We start from the raw sequence: 22,368 nt of genomic DNA, 5'->3' as shown, positions 1-22,368 counted from the left end.
GGTGGGCGACGCGGTCGGTCCGGTGCGCCCGCGTCGGGGACACTGGGGTGACAGCAGTGGCAGCACGAAGAAGGAGTCAGCCATGACCGAGGGAACCGTCCGCTGGTTCGACACCGAGCGAGGGTTCGGCTTCATCGCCCTCGCAGACGGGGGCGAGGACCTCTACGTCCACGCCTCGGAGATCGTCGGTGGCGACGGCACGAGAGTGCTCCGAGAGGGGCAGGTCGTCGAGCTCGAGATCGGCGAGGGCGACCGCGGCCCGCAGGCGCGCCGTGTCCGGGTGACCGCCGACCAGGCCGCAGACGCGCTCGGCGTCCTCGGCACCGTGGCCTGGTACGAGCCCGCGAAGGGGTACGGCTTCGTCACGCCCGACGGGGAGAGCACCGAGGTCTTCGTGCACAGCTCGGCCGTCCTCGGGGGCGGCGTGCTCTCCGAGGGCATGCGGGCTGCCTTCTTCGTCGTCGAGGGCGAGAAGGGCCTGCAGGCCGAGAACCTCATCCCCCTGGGGGCGCAGGCCGGCCGCGAGGCCGGGCCGTCCGACGGCGCCGACGGCACGGTGTCCTGGTACGACGACGACAAGGGCTTCGGCTTCATCGAGCCGGACACCGGCGGCGACGACGTCTTCGCGCACGTCCGGTCGTTGGCCGACGGGCTCCCCGGTCTCGTCGAGGGCGACCGCGTGGCCTACGAGGTCGTCGAGGGCGACCGGGGCCCGCAGGCCCGCGACGTGCGCCTCGTGCGCGAGGCGCCGCGCAGCGCACCCCCGCGCAGCGCACCCCCGCGCAACTCCCCGCCGTCGCGTGGGCGCTCGGACGACCGGCGCGGCTCGGACGGCCCCCCGGCACGAGGTGGCGAAGGGGTGGTCGCGCGCTACGACGACGAGCGCGGCTTCGGCTTCATCACGCCCGACGCGGGAGGCGCGGACCTCTTCGTGCACGTCTCGGTGATCCGTGGCGCCGACCCGCTGCGCCCCGGTGACCGGGTGCGCTACCAGGTGCGTCAGAGCGACCGCGGGCCTCAGGCCGACCGCGTCGAGCTGCTCTGACCGAGTCGGCGGCCCGGGCAGAGATGCCCGGCCGCCGACCCTCGCTGGCTGGCGCGCCCCCACGGACTCGGGGCTTGCGCCCAGCGCCCCCGGCAGGACTCGAACCTGCGACCTCGGGATTAGAAGGCCCTTGCTCTGTCCAGCTGAGCTACGGGGGCTCGCGGGCGTGCCCGCGCGAGGGTCAGTGTACGAGCGCGGACGACCTGCCATGATGCGAGCCATGGTCCTGCGTGTGAGCCTCGCCGAGACGGAGGTCGTCGACGACCCCGCCCTGCGGGACCTCCTCGACGACGCCGAGCGCGCGCGGGCCGACCGCAAGCGCGCGCCCTCCCCCTTCGTCACCGCCCACGCCCACGTGCGGCGCGTGCTCGGCGACCTGCTCGGCGTGGACCCTTCGAGCCTGGCCTTCGACCGGCACTGCCCGACGTGCGGCTCGACCCAGCACGGCAAGCCGACGATCGTCGGCCACCCGCAGTGGTCGTACTCCTTGTCCTACACGGACGCCCTGGCCGTCGTCGCGGTGGCCCAGGGGCCCGAGCTCGGCGTCGACGTCGAGCACGTGACGGAGGCCGACTTCGGCGGCTTCGCCCAGGTGACGCTCGCACCGGAGGAGGCCGACGGCTTCGCCGGGCACGAGGGCGAGGCGCTGCTCGCCGCCCGCGCCCAGGTCTGGGCGCGCAAGGAGGCGATCCTCAAGGCCACCGGCCACGGTCTCGTCGTCGACCCCACTGAGGTCGTCGTCACCGGGCCGGACGAGGCCCCCGCGCTCGTCGACTGGCGGGCCCGCGAGGAGCGACCGACGGCCGTGACGCTCGCCGACGTCGTCCTGCGCTGCCCGGACCACCGGGCGAGCGTCGCCGCGCTCACCGACGAGCCCGTCGAGGTGGTCACCCTCCGCTGACCGAGATCAGCGGGATCGGGCCCTCTGCGATCAGCGGATCGACATCCCGGCGAACTCACGACGGCGGGCGGTCATCGAGTCCAGGAGCACGCGCTCCTTCGAGATCGACGCGTCGTCGACCCGGTGGTTGTGCATCCGGGCGCGCAGCAGCGCCAGCTCGGAGGCGGTGTCCTGGAAGGCGCGCATCGAGCTCAGGCTCTGCGGACCGCCGTTGAGCTTGGCCCACGTGCGCGCCTCGCGCCGCTGACGCATCGAGGACAGCATCGTCACCTCGCCGGGGGCGAGCCAGCCGGTCTGCACGTAGGGCTGGAGGAAGTGGCCGATGATCCGGCCCTCACGACCGCGCGCCCACACGATGAAGATGATGAAGGCGATGAGCAGCAGGAAGCCGACGCCGTAGCCGAGGACGAAGCCGATGAGCCCGTTGCTCGCCGAGAGGTTCCACCCCGCGTGGAGGAGCACCGCGGCGCACCAGCCGACGAAGGGGGCGACGACCTTGACGGCCGTGCTGCGGGTCGACGCGGCCAGGCCGACGCCGATGCCGGTCATCGCCGTGAACATCGGGTGGCAGAAGGGGGACATGACCCCGCGCAGCACGAAGATCGTCGCGAAGGCCTCGCCGCCCATCTCGGAGTAACCACGGGCGAGGTAGAGGATGTTCTCGGTGAAGGCGAAGCCGGCCGCGCACAGCCCGGCGTAGGTCACGCCGTCGGCCAGGCCGTTGAGCTGGTTGCGCCGGAAGAGCAGCATGACGACGAGGAAGAGCCCCTTGAAGGTCTCCTCGACGAGGGGTGCGACGACGACGGCGCCGACCGTGTTGGCCGAGGTCGCGTCGAGCGAGGACGCGACGACGACGGTGGCCGCCGTGTTGAGGACGATGGAGGGCAGCGTGGCGGCGAGCGCTCCCCAGAGGAAGGCGACGAGCAGGTAGCGCCACGGCTCGGCCTCGAAGCGGTCGAGCCACAAGAAGATCGGGATGACGATGCCGAGCGGGATGATCGCGAAGAGCAGGCCGAGCAGGGTCGCGATGACCCCGAAGCTCAGCGAGAAGTACGCGGCGAACATCAGCGCGATGACCGAGAAGGCGGTCGCGATCAGCCCGCCGATGACCCAGCGGCGCACGCCCGGGCGCACAGTCGGGTTGTGCTGGGCCTGCGCGGTGACGTACTGCGGGTCGTAGTGCTGCTGCACGGGCTGCTGGTGGCCGCGCTGCTCGTAGCCCCACGCCTCCTTGAGCGGCTTGCTCCAGTGCTCCTGGGGCTCGGAGTACGGCTCGACCCAGTCGTGCTGACCGAGCTGGGGCGCGGGCGGGCCCGGGCGCGACGACACCGGCGCGGGGGGACCGCTGCGGGCGGGCGGGCCGCTCGGTGCGGGCGGGCCGCTCGGTGCGGGCGGGCCGGAGGGCGCGGGCGGTCCGCTGCGGGCGGGGGCGCCGGGGGCCGGGGGCTGCCCACTGGGGGGCTGGGGGTGCCCGCCCGACGGGGGCTGCTGCGGCCAACTCATGCGCGAAGGGTAGTCGAGCCCGCCGACGGCGCCCCGGGCCGCGCCGACCCCAGTGGCTAGAGTCGTCGCGTGACCTCCGATACGCCCGCCCCGTCCGCCCGGTCGACGAACGACCGCATCGTCTGGATCGACTGCGAGATGACCGGGCTGTCCCTCGAGCACGACGCGCTCGTCGAGGTGGCGGCGCTCGTCACCGACTACGAGCTCACGGTGCTCGGCGAGGGTGTCGACGTCGTGGTCCGCCCACCCGAGGCGGCCCTGGCCCAGATGGGTGACTTCGTGCGCGAGATGCATACGAGCTCGGGCCTGCTCGACCAGCTCGCCGAGGGCACGACCCTGCAGGACGCCCAGGAGCAGGTCCTCGCCTACGTCCGCGAGCACGCGCCCGAGGCCCGCAAGGCCCCGCTCGGCGGCAACACCGTCGCGACCGACCGCGGCTTCCTCGCCCGCGACATGCCCGAGCTCGACGGGCACCTGCACTACCGGATCATCGACGTCTCCTCGATCAAGGAGCTCGCCCGCCGCTGGTACCCCCGCGCCTACTTCGCCTCCCCCGAGAAGCAGGGCGGCCACCGCGCTCTCGCCGACATCACCGAGTCGATCGCCGAGCTGCGCTACTACCGCGAGGCCGTCTTCGTGCCCCCGCCCGGCCTCGACAGCGAGACCCTGCGCGGCATCGCCGCCCGCCACCAGGTCGGCTCGGCGCGAGCCTGACCGGTCGGCCCCGCCGGCGTCGGGCGGGATCTGCACGAGACGCACGAAGGGGACCCGGTCGGCTCGACCGGGTCCCCTTCGTCATGGGGTGAGTGACGGGGCTTGAACCCGCGACCCCCGCGACCACAACGCGGTGCTCTACCAGCTGAGCTACACCCACCACGACCTGCTGGACGGAGCGCCCAGCACGACGGCGACGATCCTACCTGCTCGTCAGGGGTGCTCCGACCACCCCCTCGCAGGCGCCTGTCAGGGGCCTGCGGCAGGATGGACACGTGACCTCAGCTCGCGCCGTCATCTCGCCCACCAGCGCCCTGCGCGCCTCCCTCGTCGCCTGCGTCGCCGCGGTGCTCGCCCTCGCCGGCGCGCTGCCCGCGTCGGCCCACGCGGCGCTGGTCCGCTCGAGCCCGACCTCGGGCTCGACGCTCACGGCGGTGCCCCCGGAGGTCGCGCTGACCTTCAACGAGGCGATCGACCCCCAGTTCACCTCGGTGACGGTGAAGTCCGGCAGCACGACCGCGAGCACGGGCAAGCCCACGGTCGAGGGCCCGACCGTCTACCAGTCCCTCGATCCGCGCATGGACGAGGGCACGTACACCGTCTCCTACCGCGTGACGAGCGCCGACGGCCACCCGGTGTCGGGGTCCTACACCTTCACCTACAAGTCCTCGGGCGGCGAGGACCCGGAGCCCTCTGGCAGCTCGACCTCCGAGCCGTCGACGACGTCGAGCACGAGCGAGCCCTCCACCTCCTCGACGAGCGAGCCGTCGAGCAGCTCGACGAGCGAGCCTTCCCCGACCTCGACGACGACCTCCAGCTCGTCCTCCACCAGCTCGACGTCGAGCACGTCCGACACCCCGAGCAGCAGCTCGACGACCACCCCGAGCGAGACGACGACCGAGCCGAGCACGACGAGCTCGAGCCCGTCGACCGACGAGCCCGTCGAGAGCACCGCGGACGGCGCCCAGGACGGCACCCCCTGGTGGGTCTGGCTGCTCGTCGCCCTCGGCGGACTGGCCCTCCTCGGCGCCCTCGTGGCCTACCTGCGAGGCCGCAGCGAGCGCCAGGACGACGAGTACGACTTCCGCGACGACGACCTGCGCTGACCGCGAGGAGGCAGGGCCCGCAGCCGATTTCACCCTCCGCTGCACCGGTGCTACTGTCTCTTCTCGCGCGCCATTAGCTCAATTGGCAGAGCAGCTGACTCTTAATCAGCGGGTTCGGGGTTCGAGTCCCTGATGGCGCACCACCCGAAGGGCCCCGGTCGACGACCGGGGCCCTTTCGTCGTCCCGCCCGACACGTCCCGCCCCGAGGAGCCGACCCGATGAGCACCGTCACCGCCGTCCCCTTCGCCCCCGGCCTGGTCCGCGGCCACGACCACCTCGAGACGACGTCTCGCGGGCTGCGCCCGCACCGCCTGCCCGAGGACGTCACGACGCGCTTCCCCGACCCGCAGCTGCTCTCGATGCAGGCGCAGCCGAGCGGGGTCCGGGTGGCGATGACGACGACCGCCGGGGTCGTCGAGCTCGTCACCCACCCGACGCGGACCGCCTACCGCGGGCTGCCGCGACCGCGCGGTCAGGTCGACCTCGTCGTCGACGGCGCTCTCGTCGCCTCGGACGAGCTCACGGGCGGCGACACCGTGCTCGTCGACCTCGCGACGCGCAGCACGCAGACGAGCGCGGGCGAGGCGCACGTGTCGCGCTTCGAGGGGCTGCCGGCCGGGGAGAAGCGCGTCGAGCTCTGGCTCCCCCACAACGAGGTCGTCGACCTCGTCGAGCTGCGCGCCGACGCCCCGGTCGCCCCGGTCGAGCCCGTCGGGCCACGCTGGCTGCACCACGGCAGCTCGATCAGCCAGGGGTCGAACGCGACCTCCCCCGCGCGGACCTGGCCCTCGCTCGTCGCCCGCGGCGCCGGGGTCGAGCTGCGCAACCTCGGCCTGGGCGGCAGCGCCCTCGTCGACCCCTTCATGGCCCGCGTCATGCGGGACACCCCGGCCGACCTCCTCAGCGTCGCGCTCGGCATCAACGTCGTGAACGGCGACGTCATGCGGCTGCGCTCCTTCGTGCCCGCCGTGCACGGCTTCCTCGACACGATCCGCGATGGCCACCCCACGACGTCGCTCGTGCTCGTCACCCCGATCCACTGCGCGATCCACGAGGACACGTCCGGCCCGGGTGCCTTCGACGTCGAGCGGCTGCAGCGTGGTGAGGTGGGCTTCGTCGCCACCGGTCCGGTCGGCGGCGACGAGCTCGGCCGGCTCACCCTGCGCCGCGTGCGCGAGGCCCTCGCCGAGGTCGTCACCCGCCGGGGCGACCCCCACCTGCACCTCCTCGACGGGCTCTCGCTCTACGGGGGGCAGGACGAGGCCGAGCACCCGCTCCCCGACGCCCTCCACCCCGACACGCGGACCCACGAGGTCATCGCCACCCGCTTCGCCGAGCGGGTCTTCGGCGAGGACGGCCCCTTCGCGGGCGGTCGCTGATCCGAGCACGACGAAGGGCCCCGGTCGGCTGACCGGGGCCCCTCGTGCTCCCCCTTCGCGCTGGTGGGCGAAGGGGTGAGCGCGCCTACCAGCGGTTGCGGCGGCTCGAGATGATCTTCAGCGCGACGACGCCGACGACGAGGGCGGCGGCGATCGCGACGCGGTCGGTGCGCAGCTGCCCGTCGGGGGTTCGGGTGGCGTTGTAGAACGATGCCTTCGCCGACTCCTTCTGGCGGGCCACGACGTTCTTCGGGGCGGCGCGGTCGGCCAGCTCGTCGATCGAGCGGGCGAGGCGGTCGCGCAGCGCCGAGATGTCGTTCTCCAGGGCCGTCTGGCTCGGGGTGGTGTTGCTCATGTCAGGCTCGTCCGTCCTTCTCGCGGTGACTTGCGGTCAAGTATGGGGGCTGCGTCAGGCGGTCTGGAGCCCGAGGTCACGCTGGATCTTCGCGACGTGACCGGTGGCCTTGACGTTGTACATCGCGTGCGTCACCTCGCCCTGCTCGTCGACGACGACGGTCGAGCGGATGACCCCGGTGACCGTCTTGCCGTAGAGCTTCTTCTCGCCGTAGGCGCCGTAGCGGGTCATCACCTCGCGGTCGGGGTCGGAGAGCAGCGTGATCCGCAGGTGCTCCTTCTCACGGAAGGTCGCGAGCTTGTCCGGGCTGTCCGGCGAGATGCCGAGGACCGTGTAGCCCTGGTCCTGCAGGACGTCGATGCGATCGGTGAAGTCGCACGCCTGCGTCGTGCAGCCCGGCGTCATCGCGGCCGGGTAGAAGTAGACGATGACCTTGCGACCGCGCAGGTCGGACAGCGTGACCTGCTCGCCGCGGTCGTCGGTGAGGGTGAAGTCGGGGGCGGTGTCCCCGGGGCTGAGTCGTGCGGCCATCGGCCGTCTCCCTTCGCTAGGTGCAACAGAACTGCAATAAGATCTCGAGGTCCACCTGCCAACGTACCCAACGCGACGGAGCGACCCTGTGCACGTCCCCGACGGCTTCCTCGACATCCCGACCTCGGTCGGGACCGCAGCGGTCGCGGCCGGCGCGATCGCCCTCTCGCTCGCCCGGTCCCGGCGCGAGCTCGACGACCGCGCCGCCCCACTCGCCGGGCTCGTCGCGGTCTTCGTCTTCGCCGCGCAGATGCTCAACTTCCCCGTCGGCGTCGGGGTGAGCGGGCACCTCCTCGGCGGCGCCCTCGCCGCCGTGCTCGTGGGGCCCTGGGTGGCGACGCTCGCCGTGACGGTCGTCCTCGTCGTGCAGGCGCTCGTCTTCGCCGACGGCGGCATCACGGCGCTCGGCACCAACGTCCTGCTCATGGCCGTCGCGGGCGTGTGGATCGGCTGGACGGTCTTCGTCGCCGTGCGCTCGGTCCTCCCCCGCCGCCTGGCCATGGTCACCCCCGCGGCCGCCGTCGCCGCGGCCGTCTCCGTGCCGGCGACCGCCCTCGTCTTCACCCTGCTCTTCGCCGTCGGCGGTCAGGCGCCGGTCGACCTCTCCACGATGGTCGGGCTCATGGTGACCTGGCACGCCGTCATCGGCATCGGCGAGGCGGTCATCACCGCGCTCGTCGTCTCCGCCGTGCTCGCCACGCGGCCCGACCTCGTGCGCGGCGCCGTGCCCGCGCTCGCCCGGCAGCGCGAGCAGCGCCTCGCCCCGACGACCCCGGAGGCCACCCGATGACCCGCCCCGCCGTGCAGACCCAGGGCACCAGTCGCCGGGTCTCGACCCGCACCCTCGTCGTCGTCGGCCTCCTCGTCTCGCTCCTGCTCGCCGGGGTCGTCTCCGGCTGGGCCTCCTCGCACCCCGACGGCCTCGAGCACGTCGCGAGCCAGGTCGGCTTCGGCGACACCGCGCAGGAGAGCCCGACCGCCGACTCCCCCATGGCCGAGTACGAGACCCGCGGCGTCGAGGGACGACTCGGTGGCGCGCTCGCCGGCGTCGTCGGCGTCGTGCTCACCGCCGTGCTCATGGGTGGGCTGCTGCTCCTGCTGCGCCGCCGGCGGGAGGAGTAGGTGGGCGGCCCCCACGGCCACACCCTGCACTTCCACGGCCACTCCCCCCTGCACCGAGCCCCCGCGCACGTCAAGGTCGTCGCCACCCTCGGCTTCGTCCTCGCCGTCGTCGCCACGCCGCGCGAGGCGGTCTGGGCCTTCGCGGTCCACCTCGCGCTGCTCGTCGGCGTCGCGGTCGTCTCGAGCGTCCCCCCGCGTTACCTCGCCCGACGGCTCGTCGTCGAGATCCCCTTCGTGCTGCTCGCCGTGACGATGCCCTTCATCGCCACGGGTCCGACGGTGCCGGTCGGCCCCCTCGAGCTCTCGCAGGCCGGCCTGTGGGCCGGGTGGGGGCTCTTCGCGAAGGGGTCGCTCGGCGCCCTCGCCGCGGTCCTGCTCGCCGCGACGACCGAGGCAGGCGACCTCGTGAGCGGGCTGGCCCGGTTGCGCGTCCCGCGCCAGCTCGTGCTCGTCCTGTCCTTCATGATCCGCTACCTCGACGTCGTGAGCGGCGAGATGCGCCGGATGCGCGTCGCCCGCGAGAGCCGCGGCTTCCGCACTGGCGGGCTGCGGTCCTGGCCCGTCCTCGGCTCGACGGCGGGCGCGCTCTTCGTGCGCAGCTACGAGCGCGGCGAGCGCGTGCACCTCGCGATGCTCTCGCGGGGCTTCCAGGGCCGGGTCGACCTCGACGACGGCGTCGCCGTGCGGGCGACGACCTGGTCCGCAGCACTCGTCGTGCCCGCCGCGGCCGTCGTCGTCGCGACGACCGCGTGGGCGCTCACCGGCGGGGGCGTGCGATGAGCGCACCGGTGCTCGACCTCAGCGGGGTGCACCACGCCTATCCCGACGGCCACCACGCGTTGCGCGGCGTCGACCTGCACGTCCACGCCGGCGAGCGGGTGGCCCTCCTCGGCCCGAACGGCGCCGGCAAGACGACCCTCGTGCTCCACCTCAACGGCATCCTCGTGCCCGAGGCGGGCAGCGTGCGCGTCTCCGGGCTGCCCGTCGACGGCGAGCACATGCTCGAGGTCCGTCGCCGCGTCGGCGTCGTCTTCCAAGACCCCGACGACCAGCTCTTCATGCCGACGGTGCGCCAGGACGTCGCCTTCGGCCCGCGCAACCTCGGCCTGCGCGGCGACGCGCTCGACGCCCGGGTGCACGCGGCGCTCGAGGCGGTCGACATGGGCGACCACGCCGACCGCGCGCCCCACCACCTCTCCTTCGGGCAGCGCCGGCGCGTCGCGGTGGCGACGGTGCTCGCGATGGAGCCGGAGATCCTCGTGCTCGACGAGCCGAGCAGCAACCTCGACCCGGCGTCGCGGCGCGAGCTCGCCGAGATCGTCGATGCGCTCGACGTCACCGTGCTCATGGTCACCCACGACCTCCCGTACGCCCTGCAGCTGTGCGAGCGATCCGTCGTCCTCGCCGCGGGCCAGGTCGTCGCGGACGGCGCGACGGCGCAGGTGCTCGGCGACGACGCGCTGATGACGCGTCACCGTCTCGAACTGCCCTACGGCTTCGACCCCTCGTCGGTCCCTGCCCGCACCCGTCGGGCTGGCTGACTCCCCCTTCGCCCCCCTTCGCCCCCCTTCGCCCCTGCCCGACGGCCACGCCGCGGCCCCCGCTACCACGCAGTACTGGTCGTGATCACGACCAGTACTGCGTCGTAGCGGGCGGTCTAGGTGGCACGGACGACGGTCGCCTCGATGACGACCTCGCTCGTCAGCGAGCGGGCGACGAAGCACTCGCGGTGGGCCACCTCGAGCAGGTGGTGGATGCGGGAGTCGGGCACGTCGCCGCGCACCGTCACCTCGGGGCGAAGGGTGATCCGCCCGACGCGAAGGGGTGGGTCGGCCTCGTCCATGACGGCCTGCGCCGCGTCGCGGTAGCCGACGACGTCGAGCCGAGCCCGTGCGGCGACGGCGAGGAAGGACAGCAGCTGACAGCTGCTCGCCGCGGCGAGCAACAGCTGCTCGGGGTTGAGCCGCGCCGGGTCACCGCCGAAGGAGGGGTCGGCGCTCAGCTCGAGCTGCTCACCGCCGACCCCGGCGGCGTGGCCGCGGTCGTAGTGCTCGTAGCCGAGCGCCGTGGACCCCTCCCAGGCGAGGGTCGCGGTGTAGTCGTGGGTCGTCACCCCCATAGACTCCCACCGCGCCCACGACGGGCGTCGCGCCGAAGTGGTGGAACTGGCAGACACGCGAGATTTAGGTTCTCGTGCCCTCGGGTGTGCGGGTTCAAGTCCCGCCTTCGGCACCGGTGAGATCAGGCGAGGTGCTCGCGCAGCAGCGGCACCATCGCGCGGAAGGCCGCGCCGCGGTGGCTGATCGCGTTCTTCTCCTCGTCGGAGTGCTCGGCGAGCGTGCGGGTCCCGCCGTCGGGCACGAAGACCGGGTCGTACCCGAAGCCGTTCTCCCCCACGGGCTCCCGCACGACGACGCCCTCGACCCGGCCCTCGGTCGACACGACGTCCTCGGCACCGGGCAGGGCGAGGACCGCGGCGCAGCGGAAGGCCGCCCGGCGGTGCTCGTCGGGCACGTCGGCGAGCTGGTCGAGGAGCAGCTGGAGGTTGCGGCGGTCGCGCTCGGCGCGGGCCAGCTCCTCGCCGCCGTGCAGACCGGACCAGCGCGCGGAGAAGACCCCCGGAGAGCCGCCGAGCACGTCGACGCTCAGGCCGGAGTCGTCGGCGAGGGCCGGCAGACCGGTCGCGGCGGCCACCGCGCGCGCCTTGAGCGTGGCGTTGCCGACGAAGGTCACCTCGGTCTCGGGCACCTCACCGACCTCGGGGTAGGCGGCCATCGAGACGACCTCGAGACCGAGGTCGCCGAGCGGGCCGGAGAGGATCTGCTGCAGCTCCTCGACCTTGTGCTCGTTGTGCGTGGCGAGGACGACCCTCATCGCACGCGCTCGCGGGCCGGGGCCTCGAGGGCCTGCTGCTGCAGGACGGTGAGCTGGGCGCAGCCGGCCGCGCCGAGGTCGAGCAGCTGGTCGAGGAGCGCGCGGTCGAAGGGGGCGCCCTCGGCCGTGCCCTGCACCTCGACGAAGTCGCCGGTGCCGGTCATGACGACGTTCATGTCGGTCTGCGCGGTCGAGTCCTCGGGGTAGTCGAGGTCGCACACGGCGCGGCCGTCGACGACGCCCACCGAGACGGCGGCGAGCGAGCCGGTGAGCGGCTGGGCGGAGGCGGGGATGAGACCACGGGCGCGGGCGTCGGCCACCGCGTCGGCGAGGGCGACATACGCGCCGGTGATCGCCGCGGTGCGGGTGCCGCCGTCGGCCTGGAGCACGTCGCAGTCGACGACGACGGTGTTCTCGCCGAGCGCCGAGGTGTCGATGACGGCGCGCAGGCTGCGCCCGATGAGCCGGCTGATCTCGTGGGTGCGGCCGCCGACCTTGCCGCGGCGCGACTCGCGGTCGCTGCGCGTGTTCGTCGAGCGGGGCAGCATCTCGTACTCGGCGGTGACCCAGCCGGTGCCGCGACCCTTGAGCCAGCGCGGCACCCCTTCGGTGAAGCTCGCGGCGACGAGCACGCGGGTGCGCCCGAACTCGACGAGCACGGAGCCCTCGGCGTGGTCGAGCCAGTTGCGGGTGATGCGGACCTCGCGGAGGTCGCCGGGGGCGCGGCCGTCGTGGCGCGCAGGTGCTGCGGAGGTGGCGTCGGTCATGCCCTCCAGGCTAAGGGTCCCGTGAGGCCGGACGTGACCCGCCGTGGACAGCCCCACCGCCCCCTTCGCCCCCTGAGCGACGCCCCACGAACCACAAGTTTCTCGGGTCACCCGATAAACCCCGGGTCAGCATGGGTAAGAGACTCATGCTGAGCAGGGGTAAGTCTTGCTGAGCACCGCCCGCACCGACGCGGCGTCACATGCGTCACAAGGTTCTCGGGTGACCCGATAAACGAGGGGTTGGTGTGACGTGCCGAGCGGGGGTGACTCGACGTGCCTGGGCTCGTGCTCGTGCGACTCGAAGCGGGCTGGTGCTCGTCGGCGAGCCCCGCCCGAAGGGGGCCTCAGACCTCGTAGGTCGCGTCGGGCTCGGCGAGCTCGACCTCGCGGCCCTCGCCGCACCACACCGCGGCGGCCTGGGCGCGGCACTCCTGGGGGTCGTTCCACGCGGGGATGTGGGTGAGCACGAGGCGCCCCACTCCCCCGGCGTCGACCGCGGCCTGCGCGGCCCGCGACCCCGAGAGGTGGATGTCGGGGATCTGGTCGCGCCCGTCGACGAAGGCGGAGTCGGCGAGCACGAGGTCGGCGTCGCGCATGAGCCGCGCCAGCGCCGGGCACGCGTCGGTGTCGCCCGTGTACGCGAGCACCCTCCCACCGCTCTCGACGCGGAAGCCGTACGCCTCGACGGGGTGGTTGACGCGGTACGGGGTGATGACGAAGGGGCCGATGTGCACGGGGATCGTGTCGGAGAGCCGGCGGAAGTCGAGCTCGCGCGTCATCCCGACGTCGTCGATGCCCTCGTACGCCGCGGCGAGGCGGTCGGCCGTGCCGGCGGGGCCGTACACGGGCAGGCGCGTCGGCAGCGGCCCCTGCGGGCGGTAGCGCCGGGTGACGTACAGACCGGTGACGTCCATGCAGTGATCGGGGTGCAGGTGTGTGAGCAGCAGCGCGTCGAGCGAGGCGGGGTCGACGTGGCGCTGCAGCGCACCGAGCGCGCCGTTGCCGAGGTCGAGCGCGACCCGCCACGTCCGCTGCCCGTCGTCGGCGCTCAGCAGGTAGCACGACGCGGGCGAGGCCGGGCCCGCGAAGGACCCGGAGCACCCGACGACCGTGAGCCTCACGCGACACCTCTCATGTTGCCGAAGACGCTGCCGACCTCGGGCCCGAGGAAGCGACGGGCCAGTCGCCGGAACTCCTCGGCGTCACCGGTCGTGGTGAAGCCGTGCCCCGGCGGCGGGGCGTCGTCGGGTCGCAGCAGGTCCCTGTCGGCAAGGACACGGTAGACGTCCTTGGCCGTCTCCTCGGCGGACGAGACGAGCGTCACCCCGTCGCCCATGACGTAGGAGATGACGCCGGTGAGCAAGGGGTAGTGCGTGCAGCCGAGCACGAGCGTGTCGACCTCCGCGGCCCGCAGCGGCTCGAGGTACTCGCGGGCGACGGCGATGAGCTCCTGCCCGCCGGTCGTCCCCGACTCGACGAACTCGACGAAGCGGGGGCACGGCTGCGAGAGCACCCGCAGGTGCGGCGCCGCCGTGAAGGCGTCGACGTACGCCCCTGACTGGTGCGTGCCGACGGTCGAGATCACCCCGACCCGGTCGGTCCGCGTCGCGAGCACCGCGCGGCGCACCGCCGGGCGGATCACCTCGACGACCGGCACGTCGTAGCGCTCACGGGCGTCGTGCAGGACGGCGGCTGAGGCGGTGTTGCACGCGATGACGAGCACCTTGACCCCGTGCTCGACGAGCCGGTCGAGGCACTCGAGCGCGTACTGGCGGGTCTGGGCGATCGGCCGCGGGCCGTACGGCGCCCGGGCGGTGTCGCCGAAGTAGGTCGTCGCCTCCTGCGGCAGCTGGTCGAGGACCGCCCGCAGCACGGTGAGGCCGCCGTACCCGGAGTCGAAGATCCCGATCGGCGCGTCCACGGCGCTCACCCTACGCAGCACCCCCGGCGCGCCCGGCGCCCCCGCGCGGCGGCCCGGCCGGCAGCGTGCGGCCGAGCGACTCCTGCAGCCAGGTGAGGAAGTCGTAGAGCATGAGCGCGAAGGCCGCCGGGTCCTCGTCGTCGAGATCGGCGACGACCCGCTCGAGCCGGTCGGCGTCGTCGTCGGTGCGCAGGCCGAGCCGCTCGCCCATGACGAGCCGGATGTCGGTGAGCGCGACGAGCACGGCGACGGCCTCGCCGCGGTCGAGCACGACCGCCTCGGGGTCGCCCGGGTCGGCCGAGGGCCGCAGGACCGCCTGGGCGAGGGTGCGCAGGTTGCCCGCCTTGCGCTGGCGCAGCCCGCCCTCGGTGAGCCGGCGGAACTCGCGGGCCTCCTCGGGGTCACCGCGGTGCCCCGCGGGGAAGAGCCGGTCGAGCGCGGGGTCGCGCTCCTCGTCCAGGCCCGCCGAGCGCTCGGGGTCGGGAGTGCCCGTGTCGGTGCTTAAGGTCCCCAGGCCCGCGACGATCGCGTCGAAGGGGTCGACCTCCCCTTCGCCCGCCGTCACCGGGCCGTCGTCCTGCGGCGAGACGACGTCGAGGACCTGCTCGGCGAGCTGGGCGAGGACCTCGCGCTCGTCGGCGTCGAGCCAGGCGACGACGTCCTCGCCACGGCGCTGGAAGGCGCGGGCCATCAGTCGTCCTTCTGGTAGGTGGCCCACAGGCCGTAGCCCTGCATCGCCTCGGTGTCGAGCTCCATCTGCTCCTTCGGCCCGGTCGAGACGACGGCGCGGCCCTTCGTGTGCACGTCCATCATGAGCTTCGTCGCGTGCTGCTCGGTGTAGCCGAAGTGGGTCTGGAAGACCCAGGTCACGTACGACATGAGGTTCACCGGGTCGTTCCACACGAGCGTGATCCACGGGACGTCGGGGTCGACGACGAGATCGGGCTCGTGCACCTGCTGGTCCACCGGCGCTGCACTCACCCGCACAACCATAGAGTGACGCCGTGACGACGACCGACCCCAGCACCGGCCTGCTCACCGACCACTACGAGCTGACGATGCTCCAGGCCGCGCTGCGCAGCGGCGCGGCGAGCCGTCGCTGCGTCTTCGAGGTCTTCGCCCGCCGCCTGCCCGACGGGCGGCGCTACGGCGTCGTCGCGGGCACCGGCCGTCTCCTCGACGCCATCGAGTCCTTCCGCTTCGACGAGGCGGAGATCGCGGACCTGCGCTCGCGCGGCGTCGTCGACGAGGCGACGCTCGACTTCCTCGCCGGCTACCGCTTCGACGGCGACGTGTGGGGCTACGCCGAGGGCGACGCGTACTTCCCGTACTCGCCGATCCTCGTCGTCGAGGCCGACTTCGCCCACGGGGTCATCCTCGAGACGGTCATCCTCTCGATCCTCAACCACGACAGCGCGATCGCCTCTGCGGCCTCGCGGATGACCGGCGCCGCCGGCACCCGCCCGTGCATCGAGATGGGCTCGCGACGCACGCACGAGGAGGCGGCCGTCGCCGCCGCCCGCGCCGCCTACATCGCCGGCTTCGCCTCGACCTCCAACCTCGAGGCCGGTCGCCGCCACGGCGTGCCGACGGTGGGCACCTCCGCCCACGCCTTCACCCTCCTGCACGACGACGAGCGCACCGCCTTCCAGGCCCAGGTCGACGCCCTCGGCGCGAGCACCACCCTGCTCGTCGACACCTACGACGTCACCGACGGGGTGCGCACGGCCGTCGAGGTCGCCGGCACCGGGCTGGGGGGCGTGCGCCTGGACTCCGGTGACCTCGTCGTGCAGGCCCAGGAGGTCCGCGACCAGCTCGACTCCCTCGGCGCGACGAGCACCCGCATCACCGTGACCTCCGACCTCGACGAGTACGCGATCGCCGCCCTGGCCGCGGCGCCGGTCGACGGCTACGGCGTCGGCACCCGGGTCGTCACCGGCTCGGGCCACCCGACGGCGTCGATGGTCTACAAGCTCGTCGCCCGCGAGGACGAGAGCGGCGAGATGATCGGCGTCGTCAAGAAGAGCAAGGACAAGCAGTCCGTCGGCGGACGCAAGTACGCCCTGCGCCGGCTCGACGCCCACGGCATCGCCTCGGCCGAGCTCATCGGCGTCGACGAGCTCCCCGAGGACGACGGCGAAGGGGTCGGCGACCGCGAGCTGCTCGTCCCCCTCGTGCGTGACGGCGTCGTCGTCGGTCGCGAGACGTGCACCGTCGCCGCGGCCCGCGAGCGTCACGAGGCCTCGATGGCCGAGCTGCCCCGCTCGGCGCACCAGCTGAGCGCCGGCCGCCCCGCGGTCGAGACGGTCTTCGTCACCGAGACCCCCTGAGCCGGGCGGTAGCGTCGGTCGCATGGCCCGTGCGCTCGTGCTCGTCGACATCCAGAACGACTTCTGCGAAGGGGGATCCCTCGCCGTGACCGGGGGCGCCGAGGTGGCCCGCCGGGCCGCCGAGCGGGTCCTGAGGACGAAGGGCGAGTACGCCGCCGTCGTCGCGACGGCGGACTGGCACGTCGACCCGGGCTCGCACTGGGCCGCGCCGGGCACCGAGCCGGACTTCGTCGACAGCTGGCCCGTGCACTGCGAGGTCGGCACGGCCGGCGCCGACTTCCACCCCGCCCTCGCGCCTGCGCTCCCCCACGTCGACGCCGTCTTCCGCAAGGGCCGCCACGAGGCCGCGTACAGCGGCTTCGAGGGTACGAGCGAGGACGGCACCGGTCTGGCGGCGTGGCTGCGCGAGCGCGACGTCGACGCGGTCGACGTGTGCGGCATCGCGACCGACTACTGCGTGCGCGCCACGGTCCTCGACGCCGTCGGCGCCGGTCTGCAGGTCCGCCTGCTCGAGGACCTGTGCGCCGGCGTCGCCCCGGAGAGCACGCAGCGGGCGCTCGCCGAGATGGCCGCCGCGGGCGTCGCCCGCGCCTGACCGCGCCCCCGCGTGCCCCCGCGGCGCGACTTCTCACAGCGGCGCGCCCTCCGGTGTGCACGCAGCGTTACGCCCCTTTCACCGCGGCACGCGTCGGCCGGTAACACCGGCTCGGCAGTCTCGGCGAGGACAGCCCGCACGACGACGAGGTCAGGTGGGCCCCCCTTCGCACGAGAAGTCGAGGCCAGCATGTCCACCACCGCACTGCCCGGGAGCGCCGCTCCCGACGAGGCGCTCGCGCCGCCGCAGACCTCGCCCGCCCCGACCGGCCCCGTCGTCGGACCGGGCCGGTGGGTCGAGCACTGGGACCCGGAGGACCCGGTCGCCTGGGAGCACGGCGGCCGACGGCTGGCCCGGCGCAACCTCGGGCTCTCGGTCTACGCCGAGTTCCTCGGCTTCTGCGTCTGGGCGCTGTGGAGCGTCGTCGTGCCCCAGCTGCCGGCGGCCGGCATCCCGGTGACGCTCGGCGAGCAGTTCTGGCTCGTCTCGCTCCCCGCGCTCGTCGGCGCGACCCTGCGCGTGCCCTACTCCTTCGCGGTGACGAAGGTCGGCGGGCGCAACTGGACCGTCGTCTCGGCGCTCCTGCTCCTCCTGCCGACCCTCGCGCTCGCCTGGTCGGTGAGCACCCAGCAGGGCTTCGGGGTGCTCCTCGCGTGCGCCGCGCTCGCCGGGCTCGGCGGCGGCAACTTCGCCTCGTCGATGACGAACATCTCCTTCTTCTTCCCCGAGGCCGCGAAGGGCCGGGCGCTCGGCATCAACGCCGCAGGCGGCAACCTCGGCACCGGCATCGTCCAGATGGTCATCCCCGCCGTCGTCGCCGTCGGCGCGGGCATCCACCTCGAGTACGCGGGGCTCGTCATGGTGCCGCTCGTGCTCCTCGCCGCCGTCCTCGCCTGGCGCGGCATGGACAACCTGCGCGAGGCCCGCTCCGACCTCGGCTCCTACCGCGACGCGTGCCGCCGGCGCGACACGTGGGTCATCTCCGTGCTCTACATCGGCACCTTCGGCTCCTTCGTCGGCTACTCCGCCGCCTTCCCCACGCTGCTCGTCAGCCAGTTCCCCGAGCAGTCGCCCTACGTCGCCTTCGTCGGCGCGGTCGTCGGTGCGCTCACCCGACCGCTCGGCGGGTCCGTCGCCGACCGGCTCGGCGGCGCCCGGGTGACGATCGCCGCCTTCGCCGTCATGGCGGCCGGGGCGGTCGGGGCGGTCCTCGCGCTCGCCCAGCACTCCTTCGTCCTCTTCGTCGCGAGCTTCGTCGTGATGTTCGCCGGCTCGGGCATCGGCAACGGCGCCACCTACCGGATGATCCCCGCCGTCTTCCGCGCCGGGGTCTCGGCCGCCGACCTGCCCCGGGCCCGTCGCGCCGCCGCCGCCTGCATCGGCATCGCCGGGGCGGTCGGCGCGTACGGCGGCTTCCTCATCCCGCAGGGCCTGCGCCTGGCGCGCACCGAGCTCGGCTCGCTCGTGCCCGCGCTGTGGGTCTTCGTCGCCGCCTACGTGCTCATGGGCCTGCTCACCTGGGCGCGCTACGCCCGCCGCGGCAGCGCCCTCGCCGAGCACACCGTCTGACATGACCGGCACCCGAGCCACTGACACCCACTGCCCCTACTGCGCGCTGCAGTGCGCGCAGCGGCTCACCGTCGGCGCGGACGGCGCCGTCGAGCCCGCCGGGCGTGCCTTCCCGACGTCGAAGGGAGGGATGTGCCAGAAGGGGTGGACCTCGCCGGCGCTGCTGCGGGCCCCCGACCGTCTCGTCGAGCCGCTCGTGCGCGGCGCCGACGGCGTGCTGGCACCGGCGTCGTGGGACGACGCGCTGGACCTCGTCGCCGACCGGCTGGCGGACCTGCGCCGCGAGCACGGCGCCGACAGCGTCGCCGTCTTCGGCGGCGGAGGGCTGACGAACGAGAAGGCCTACGTCCTGGGCAAGCTCGCCCGGGTCGCCCTCGGCACGGCGATGGTCGACTACAACGGCCGCTTCTGCATGAGCTCGGCGGCCGCGGCCACGAACCGCAGCCTCGGTCTCGACCGCGGGCTGCCCTTCCCCCTCGCCGACCTCGCCGGCGCCGACGCGGTCCTGCTCCTCGGCTCCAATCTCGCCGAGACCTCGCCCCCCGCGGTGGCCCACCTCACCGGGGTGCGCCGGCGGGGTGGCCTCGTCGTCGCCGACCCGCGGCACAGCGCGACCGCCGCGCTCGCCGACGACGGCGCGGGCATCCACCTGCAGCCCCTGCCGGGCACCGACCTCGTCGTCCTGCTGGCCCTGGCCCACGTCGTCCTCGCCGACCGGCTCCTGGACGAGCGGTACGTCACCGAGCGCACGAGCGGGCTCGACGCGCTGCGCTCGGCGGTCGCCCCGTGGTGGCCCGAGCGCGCCGAGCAGGTCTGCGGGGTGCCGGCGCGCACGCTGCGGCGCACCGCCCACCTGCTCGCCGCGGCCTCTCCCCACCGCGGCGGCGCGGGCGCCTACGTGCTCACCGGGCGAGGCGTCGAGCAGTCCCGCCAGGGCACCGACACGGTGAGCGCGGCGATCGCGCTCTCGTTGCTGCTCGGTCTCGTCGGCCGGGTCGGCAGCGGCTACGGCGCGATCACCGGTCAGGGCAACGGCCAGGGCGGTCGCGAGCACGGCCAGAAGTGCGACCAGCTGCCCGGGTACCGCTCCATCACCGACCCGGCCGCCCGGGCGCACGTCGCCCAGGTGTGGGGCGTCGACCCCGACGAGCTGCCCGGTCCCGGCATCCCCGCCGTCGCGCTCCTCGACGCCCTCGGGCGACCGGGCGGACCGCGCGCCCTGCTCGTACACGGCTCGAACCCCGCCGTCAGCGTGCCCGGCAGCTCCGGCGTCCGCGAGCGCCTCGCCGCGCTCGACCTGCTCGTCGTGTGCGACCTCGTGCCGTCCGAGACCGCGCTGCTCGCCGACGTCGTCCTGCCGGTGACCCAGTGGGCCGAGGAGGAGGGCACGATGACGAGCCTCGAGGGCCGGGTCCTGCGACGCCGGGCCGCGGTGCGCCCACCGGCCGGCGTGCGCTCCGAGCTGTGGGTGTGGGCCGAGCTGGCCCGCCGGCTCGGGGCGCCCGGCACGTGGTCGAGCGACCCCGCCGAGGTCTTCGACGAGCTGGCCCGCGCCTCCGCCGGGGGCGTCGCCGACTACTCCGGTCTCAGCCACGCCCGGCTCGACGCAGCGGAGGCGAGCGGCGCGGACGACGGCGGCACCGCGCTGCACTGGCCGTGCCCGGCGACGCCGGACGGCACCCCGGACCACCCGGGCACCCCGCGTCTCTTCCTCGACCGCTTCCCCACCCCCGACGGGCGGGCCCGCCTCGTGCCGGTCCGCCACCGCGGGCCGTCCGACGACCTCGGCCCGACCACCCCGGTCTACCTCGTCACCGGTCGCGTGCTCGCGCACTACCAGTCCGGCGCGCAGACCCGTCGGGTGCCCGAGCTCGTCGAGGCGGCCGGTGACCCCTTCGTCGAGGTCCACCCCCTCCTCGCCGAGCGCACCGGAGTCGCTGACGGCGACCTCGTCCACCTCGACGGCCTGCGCGGGCGGGTCACCGCCCGGGTGAGGGTCGACGCCGGGACCCGACCGGACACGGTCTTCATGGCCTTCCACTGGGCCGGGCCGGGCGGCGTCAACGAGATCACCTCGCCCGTCGTCGACCCCGTCTCCTCGATGCCCGAGCTCAAGGTGTGCACGGTCTCGCTCACCCCGGCCGCCGACGCCCCCGGCACGGCCGACCTCGCGGGGGCCGTGCGATGACCCGCGTGCTCGTCGTCGGCGCCGGCATGGTCGGGGCGCGGGTCGCCGACGACCTGCTCGCCGCCGACTCCGCCGGCCGGCTCGACGTCACGGTCCTCGGCGCCGAGGCGACGACCCCCTACAACCGCGTCCTGCTCTCCGACGTCGTCGCCGGGCGGTACGCGGCGAGCGAGATCGGCCTGCCGCCGCTGCCGCACGACCGCCTCGCGGTGCACGAAGGGGTCGCGGTCGCCTCGGTCGACCGGGCGGACCGGTCCGTGACGACGTCCGACGGCCGCCGGCTGCGCTACGACTTCCTCGTCCTCGCCACCGGCGCGCGGGCCCGCGTGCCCGACCTGCCCGGTCTGCGTGGCGGCGAGGGCGGCACGCTGCCCGCCGGTGTCCACCCGCTGCGCACCCTCGGCGACGCGACGGCCGTCGTCGCCGCGAGCCGCACGGCCCGTCACGCCGTCGTCCTCGGCGGTGGGGTCCTCGGGCTCGAGGTCGCGACCGGTCTGCGACGCCGCGGTCTCGCGGTCGTCGTCGTCCACCCCGGCGCCGGTCTCATGGACCGCCAGCTCGGCAGCCAGGCCGCCGACGTGCTCGCCCGCTCCCTGCACGACCTCGGCGTCGGGCACCGGCTCGGCCGGGGCGCGACGGAGGTCGTCACGACGGCGAGCGCCGACGGCCGGCGCGCCGTCGAGGGAGTGCGCCTCTCCGACGGCGAGGTCGTCCCCGCCGACCTGCTCGTCGTCACGGCGGGCACGGTCCCCGACACCGACCTGGCCCGCGGCGCCGGGCTCGCCGTCGGGCGCGGCGTGCTCGTCGACGAGCACAGCCGCACGGCCGACCCCCGGGTCTTCGCCGTCGGCGACTGCGCCGAGCCGCCCGAGGGCGGCACCGGCCTCGTCGCCCAGGGCTGGGCGCAGTCGGCGCGGCTCGCCGAGCTCCTCACGAGCGGGACGAGACCCCCGGCCCCGGCTCCCACCCCCGCTGGGGACGACGTCGTCCGGGTCAAGGCCCACGGAGTCGACGTGGTGACGATGGGGGTGAGCGGCGGCGCCGACGCGCGCACGGTCGCGCTCAGCGACCCCGCCGCCGGGCGGCACGTCGAGGTGAGCGTCGTCGGCGACCGTCTCGTCGGCGCCACGTGCATCGGCAGCCCGGACGTCGCCGCCGACCTCGTCGTCGCGTACACACGCCGGACCCCGCTGCCCACCGACCCCGCGCGGCTCTTCCTCACCGCCCTCGCCGGCGAGCCCGTCGCCCGCGTGCCCGTCACCGAGCTGCCCGACGAGGGCGTGGTCTGCCGCTGCTCGAGCGTGACGAAGGGGGCGATCCGCGCCGCCGTCGCCGACGGCGCTCACGACGTCGCCGAGGTCGCCGCCCGCACCCGCGCCAGCACCGGGTGCGGCTCCTGCCGCGCCGACGTCTGCGCTCTGCTCGCCGCCCTCACACCCGCCGACGCACCCGCGTGAGCACACCGTG

General features: G+C 74.2%; 24 protein-coding genes and 4 tRNA genes. 16 read left to right on the top strand and 12 right to left on the bottom strand.

Translation table 11 applies throughout. The features are described 5' to 3' along the window. Positions 1–82 precede the first annotated feature (82 nt). Positions 83–1,045 carry a cold-shock protein gene (locus LIV55_RS17290; RefSeq protein ID WP_308012926.1) on the top strand — a complete coding sequence of 321 codons (963 nt, stop codon included), beginning with the start codon at positions 83–85 and terminating at the stop codon, positions 1,043–1,045. An 84-nt stretch (positions 1,046–1,129) separates the two neighbouring features. Here the strand turns inward: LIV55_RS17290 and LIV55_RS14990 are convergent. Continuing rightward, positions 1,130–1,203, bottom strand: a tRNA-Arg gene (locus tag LIV55_RS14990). Between the two features lie 62 nt (positions 1,204–1,265). On the opposite strand from LIV55_RS14990, the gene LIV55_RS14985 reads away from it, so the two are divergent. Next, positions 1,266–1,946, top strand: a complete 681-nt coding sequence (locus LIV55_RS14985) for a 4'-phosphopantetheinyl transferase family protein (protein WP_229300782.1) — start codon at positions 1,266–1,268, stop codon at positions 1,944–1,946. 30 nt (positions 1,947–1,976) lie between these two features. On the opposite strand, the gene LIV55_RS14980 is transcribed toward LIV55_RS14985, so the two are convergent. After that, entirely contained in the window at positions 1,977–3,449 is a 1,473-nt protein-coding gene (locus LIV55_RS14980; protein ID WP_229300781.1) for a PrsW family intramembrane metalloprotease, read from the bottom strand. A gap of 69 nt (positions 3,450–3,518) precedes the next feature. Between LIV55_RS14980 and orn the strand changes: the two genes are divergently transcribed. Then, positions 3,519–4,163, top strand: coding sequence for an oligoribonuclease (gene orn / locus LIV55_RS14975; RefSeq protein ID WP_308012925.1), 645 nt, complete (start codon positions 3,519–3,521; stop codon positions 4,161–4,163). Positions 4,164–4,247: 84 nt separating this feature from the next. On the opposite strand, the gene LIV55_RS14970 is transcribed toward orn, so the two are convergent. Beyond that, a tRNA-His gene (locus LIV55_RS14970) sits at positions 4,248–4,323 on the bottom strand. 115 nt (positions 4,324–4,438) lie between these two features. Between LIV55_RS14970 and LIV55_RS14965 the strand changes: the two genes are divergently transcribed. The 3 genes from LIV55_RS14965 to LIV55_RS14955 all read left to right on the top strand — a co-directional run bounded on the left by LIV55_RS14965 (position 4,439) and on the right by LIV55_RS14955 (position 6,649). After that, positions 4,439–5,269, top strand: a complete 831-nt coding sequence (locus tag LIV55_RS14965) for a copper resistance CopC family protein (RefSeq protein WP_229300780.1) — start codon at positions 4,439–4,441, stop codon at positions 5,267–5,269. 67 nt (positions 5,270–5,336) lie between these two features. Further along, positions 5,337–5,412, top strand: a tRNA-Lys gene (locus LIV55_RS14960). A 76-nt stretch (positions 5,413–5,488) separates the two neighbouring features. After that, the gene (locus LIV55_RS14955) at positions 5,489–6,649 is read left to right on the top strand and encodes a GDSL-type esterase/lipase family protein (protein ID WP_229300779.1); all 1,161 of its coding nucleotides are present in this window, start codon (positions 5,489–5,491) and stop codon (positions 6,647–6,649) included. Positions 6,650–6,734: 85 nt separating this feature from the next. Here the strand turns inward: LIV55_RS14955 and LIV55_RS14950 are convergent, their stop codons facing one another. After that, positions 6,735–7,004, bottom strand: a complete 270-nt coding sequence (locus LIV55_RS14950; protein ID WP_068273690.1) for a DUF3618 domain-containing protein — start codon at positions 7,002–7,004, stop codon at positions 6,735–6,737. Between the two features lie 54 nt (positions 7,005–7,058). Continuing rightward, a complete protein-coding gene (gene bcp, locus LIV55_RS14945; protein WP_123090999.1) occupies positions 7,059–7,535 on the bottom strand; it encodes a thioredoxin-dependent thiol peroxidase in 477 nt (158 codons plus the stop codon). Positions 7,536–7,623: 88 nt separating this feature from the next. Between bcp and LIV55_RS14940 the strand changes: the two genes are divergently transcribed. Genes LIV55_RS14940 through LIV55_RS14925 form a run of 4 tightly spaced genes read left to right on the top strand, consistent with a single transcriptional unit; the run spans position 7,624 to position 10,198 of the window. Next, positions 7,624–8,325, top strand: a complete 702-nt coding sequence (locus LIV55_RS14940; RefSeq protein ID WP_123091000.1) for an energy-coupling factor ABC transporter permease — start codon at positions 7,624–7,626, stop codon at positions 8,323–8,325. Next, complete coding sequence (locus LIV55_RS14935; protein WP_229300778.1) at positions 8,322–8,657, top strand: PDGLE domain-containing protein; 336 nt, start codon at positions 8,322–8,324, stop codon at positions 8,655–8,657. Before LIV55_RS14940 ends, LIV55_RS14935 begins: the two co-directional genes overlap by 4 nt. Beyond that, entirely contained in the window at positions 8,658–9,437 is a 780-nt protein-coding gene (gene cbiQ, locus LIV55_RS14930) for a cobalt ECF transporter T component CbiQ (RefSeq protein ID WP_229300777.1), read from the top strand. Then, the gene (locus LIV55_RS14925) at positions 9,434–10,198 is read left to right on the top strand and encodes an energy-coupling factor ABC transporter ATP-binding protein (protein ID WP_068274313.1); all 765 of its coding nucleotides are present in this window, start codon (positions 9,434–9,436) and stop codon (positions 10,196–10,198) included. The genes cbiQ and LIV55_RS14925 overlap by 4 nt, the downstream gene beginning before the upstream one ends. Before the next feature lie 116 nt (positions 10,199–10,314). Here LIV55_RS14925 and LIV55_RS14920 read toward each other — a convergent pair whose 3' ends face one another. Next, entirely contained in the window at positions 10,315–10,770 is a 456-nt protein-coding gene (locus tag LIV55_RS14920) for an OsmC family protein (protein WP_068274311.1), read from the bottom strand. Positions 10,771–10,807: 37 nt separating this feature from the next. On the opposite strand from LIV55_RS14920, the gene LIV55_RS14915 reads away from it, so the two are divergent. Then, positions 10,808–10,889: transfer RNA gene (locus tag LIV55_RS14915), tRNA-Leu, on the top strand. 9 nt (positions 10,890–10,898) lie between these two features. On the opposite strand, the gene rdgB is transcribed toward LIV55_RS14915, so the two are convergent. The 6 genes from rdgB to clpS form a co-directional block, all read right to left on the bottom strand. Beyond that, complete coding sequence (rdgB, locus tag LIV55_RS14910; RefSeq protein ID WP_229300776.1) at positions 10,899–11,531, bottom strand: RdgB/HAM1 family non-canonical purine NTP pyrophosphatase; 633 nt, start codon at positions 11,529–11,531, stop codon at positions 10,899–10,901. Continuing rightward, entirely contained in the window at positions 11,528–12,298 is a 771-nt protein-coding gene (rph, locus tag LIV55_RS14905; protein WP_068273677.1) for a ribonuclease PH, read from the bottom strand. The genes rdgB and rph overlap by 4 nt, the downstream gene beginning before the upstream one ends. 344 nt (positions 12,299–12,642) lie before the next feature. Further along, positions 12,643–13,419 carry an MBL fold metallo-hydrolase gene (locus LIV55_RS14900; protein ID WP_229300775.1) on the bottom strand — a complete coding sequence of 259 codons (777 nt, stop codon included), beginning with the start codon at positions 13,417–13,419 and terminating at the stop codon, positions 12,643–12,645. Next, a complete protein-coding gene (murI, locus tag LIV55_RS14895) occupies positions 13,416–14,219 on the bottom strand; it encodes a glutamate racemase (RefSeq protein ID WP_068273673.1) in 804 nt (267 codons plus the stop codon). Before murI ends, LIV55_RS14900 begins: the two co-directional genes overlap by 4 nt. Before the next feature lie 10 nt (positions 14,220–14,229). After that, positions 14,230–14,910 carry a DUF2017 domain-containing protein gene (locus LIV55_RS14890; protein WP_123091006.1) on the bottom strand — a complete coding sequence of 227 codons (681 nt, stop codon included), beginning with the start codon at positions 14,908–14,910 and terminating at the stop codon, positions 14,230–14,232. Next, a complete protein-coding gene (clpS, locus tag LIV55_RS14885) occupies positions 14,910–15,200 on the bottom strand; it encodes an ATP-dependent Clp protease adapter ClpS (RefSeq protein ID WP_224767016.1) in 291 nt (96 codons plus the stop codon). Before clpS ends, LIV55_RS14890 begins: the two co-directional genes overlap by 1 nt. A 23-nt stretch (positions 15,201–15,223) precedes the next feature. On the opposite strand from clpS, the gene LIV55_RS14880 reads away from it, so the two are divergent. From LIV55_RS14880 to LIV55_RS14860, 5 genes are all read left to right on the top strand, one after another. Next, positions 15,224–16,549 (top strand): nicotinate phosphoribosyltransferase, encoded by a 1,326-nt coding sequence (locus LIV55_RS14880; protein ID WP_308012924.1) that lies wholly within the window; start codon positions 15,224–15,226, stop codon positions 16,547–16,549. A gap of 22 nt (positions 16,550–16,571) precedes the next feature. Continuing rightward, on the top strand, positions 16,572–17,144 hold the full coding sequence (locus LIV55_RS14875) for a nicotinamidase (protein WP_229300774.1): 573 nt from the start codon (positions 16,572–16,574) through the stop codon (positions 17,142–17,144). Between the two features lie 189 nt (positions 17,145–17,333). Further along, positions 17,334–18,713, top strand: a complete 1,380-nt coding sequence (locus tag LIV55_RS14870) for an MFS transporter (RefSeq protein WP_123091010.1) — start codon at positions 17,334–17,336, stop codon at positions 18,711–18,713. A 1-nt stretch (position 18,714) separates the two neighbouring features. Beyond that, positions 18,715–20,901, top strand: a complete 2,187-nt coding sequence (locus LIV55_RS14865) for a molybdopterin oxidoreductase family protein (RefSeq protein WP_229300773.1) — start codon at positions 18,715–18,717, stop codon at positions 20,899–20,901. Next, complete coding sequence (locus LIV55_RS14860) at positions 20,898–22,358, top strand: FAD-dependent oxidoreductase (protein WP_229300772.1); 1,461 nt, start codon at positions 20,898–20,900, stop codon at positions 22,356–22,358. Before LIV55_RS14865 ends, LIV55_RS14860 begins: the two co-directional genes overlap by 4 nt. The last annotated feature ends 10 nt before the right edge of the window (positions 22,359–22,368 follow it).

This window comes from Janibacter melonis, from assembly GCF_020567375.1.
GTDB lineage: Bacteria > Actinomycetota > Actinomycetes > Actinomycetales > Dermatophilaceae > Marihabitans > Marihabitans melonis.
This window is presented reverse-complemented; position numbering and strand designations above follow the sequence as displayed.

What these genes read in the sequence shown, in the direction of transcription:
- LIV55_RS17290 (WP_308012926.1), top strand. Translation starts at nt 83, where the DNA reads ATGACCGAGGGAACCGTCCGCTGGTTCGACACCGAGCGAGGGTTCGGC.
- LIV55_RS14985 (WP_229300782.1), top strand. Translation starts at nt 1,266, where the DNA reads ATGGTCCTGCGTGTGAGCCTCGCCGAGACGGAGGTCGTCGACGACCCC.
- LIV55_RS14980 (WP_229300781.1), bottom strand. Translation starts at nt 3,449, where the DNA reads ATGAGTTGGCCGCAGCAGCCCCCGTCGGGCGGGCACCCCCAGCCCCCC.
- LIV55_RS14955 (WP_229300779.1), top strand. Translation starts at nt 5,489, where the DNA reads ATGAGCACCGTCACCGCCGTCCCCTTCGCCCCCGGCCTGGTCCGCGGC.
- LIV55_RS14950 (WP_068273690.1), bottom strand. Translation starts at nt 7,004, where the DNA reads ATGAGCAACACCACCCCGAGCCAGACGGCCCTGGAGAACGACATCTCG.
- bcp (WP_123090999.1), bottom strand. Translation starts at nt 7,535, where the DNA reads ATGGCCGCACGACTCAGCCCCGGGGACACCGCCCCCGACTTCACCCTC.
- LIV55_RS14935 (WP_229300778.1), top strand. Translation starts at nt 8,322, where the DNA reads ATGACCCGCCCCGCCGTGCAGACCCAGGGCACCAGTCGCCGGGTCTCG.
- LIV55_RS14925 (WP_068274313.1), top strand. Translation starts at nt 9,434, where the DNA reads ATGAGCGCACCGGTGCTCGACCTCAGCGGGGTGCACCACGCCTATCCC.
- rdgB (WP_229300776.1), bottom strand. Translation starts at nt 11,531, where the DNA reads ATGAGGGTCGTCCTCGCCACGCACAACGAGCACAAGGTCGAGGAGCTG.
- rph (WP_068273677.1), bottom strand. Translation starts at nt 12,298, where the DNA reads ATGACCGACGCCACCTCCGCAGCACCTGCGCGCCACGACGGCCGCGCC.
- LIV55_RS14890 (WP_123091006.1), bottom strand. Translation starts at nt 14,910, where the DNA reads ATGGCCCGCGCCTTCCAGCGCCGTGGCGAGGACGTCGTCGCCTGGCTC.
- LIV55_RS14875 (WP_229300774.1), top strand. Translation starts at nt 16,572, where the DNA reads ATGGCCCGTGCGCTCGTGCTCGTCGACATCCAGAACGACTTCTGCGAA.
- LIV55_RS14870 (WP_123091010.1), top strand. Translation starts at nt 17,334, where the DNA reads ATGTCCACCACCGCACTGCCCGGGAGCGCCGCTCCCGACGAGGCGCTC.
- LIV55_RS14865 (WP_229300773.1), top strand. Translation starts at nt 18,715, where the DNA reads ATGACCGGCACCCGAGCCACTGACACCCACTGCCCCTACTGCGCGCTG.
- LIV55_RS14860 (WP_229300772.1), top strand. Translation starts at nt 20,898, where the DNA reads ATGACCCGCGTGCTCGTCGTCGGCGCCGGCATGGTCGGGGCGCGGGTC.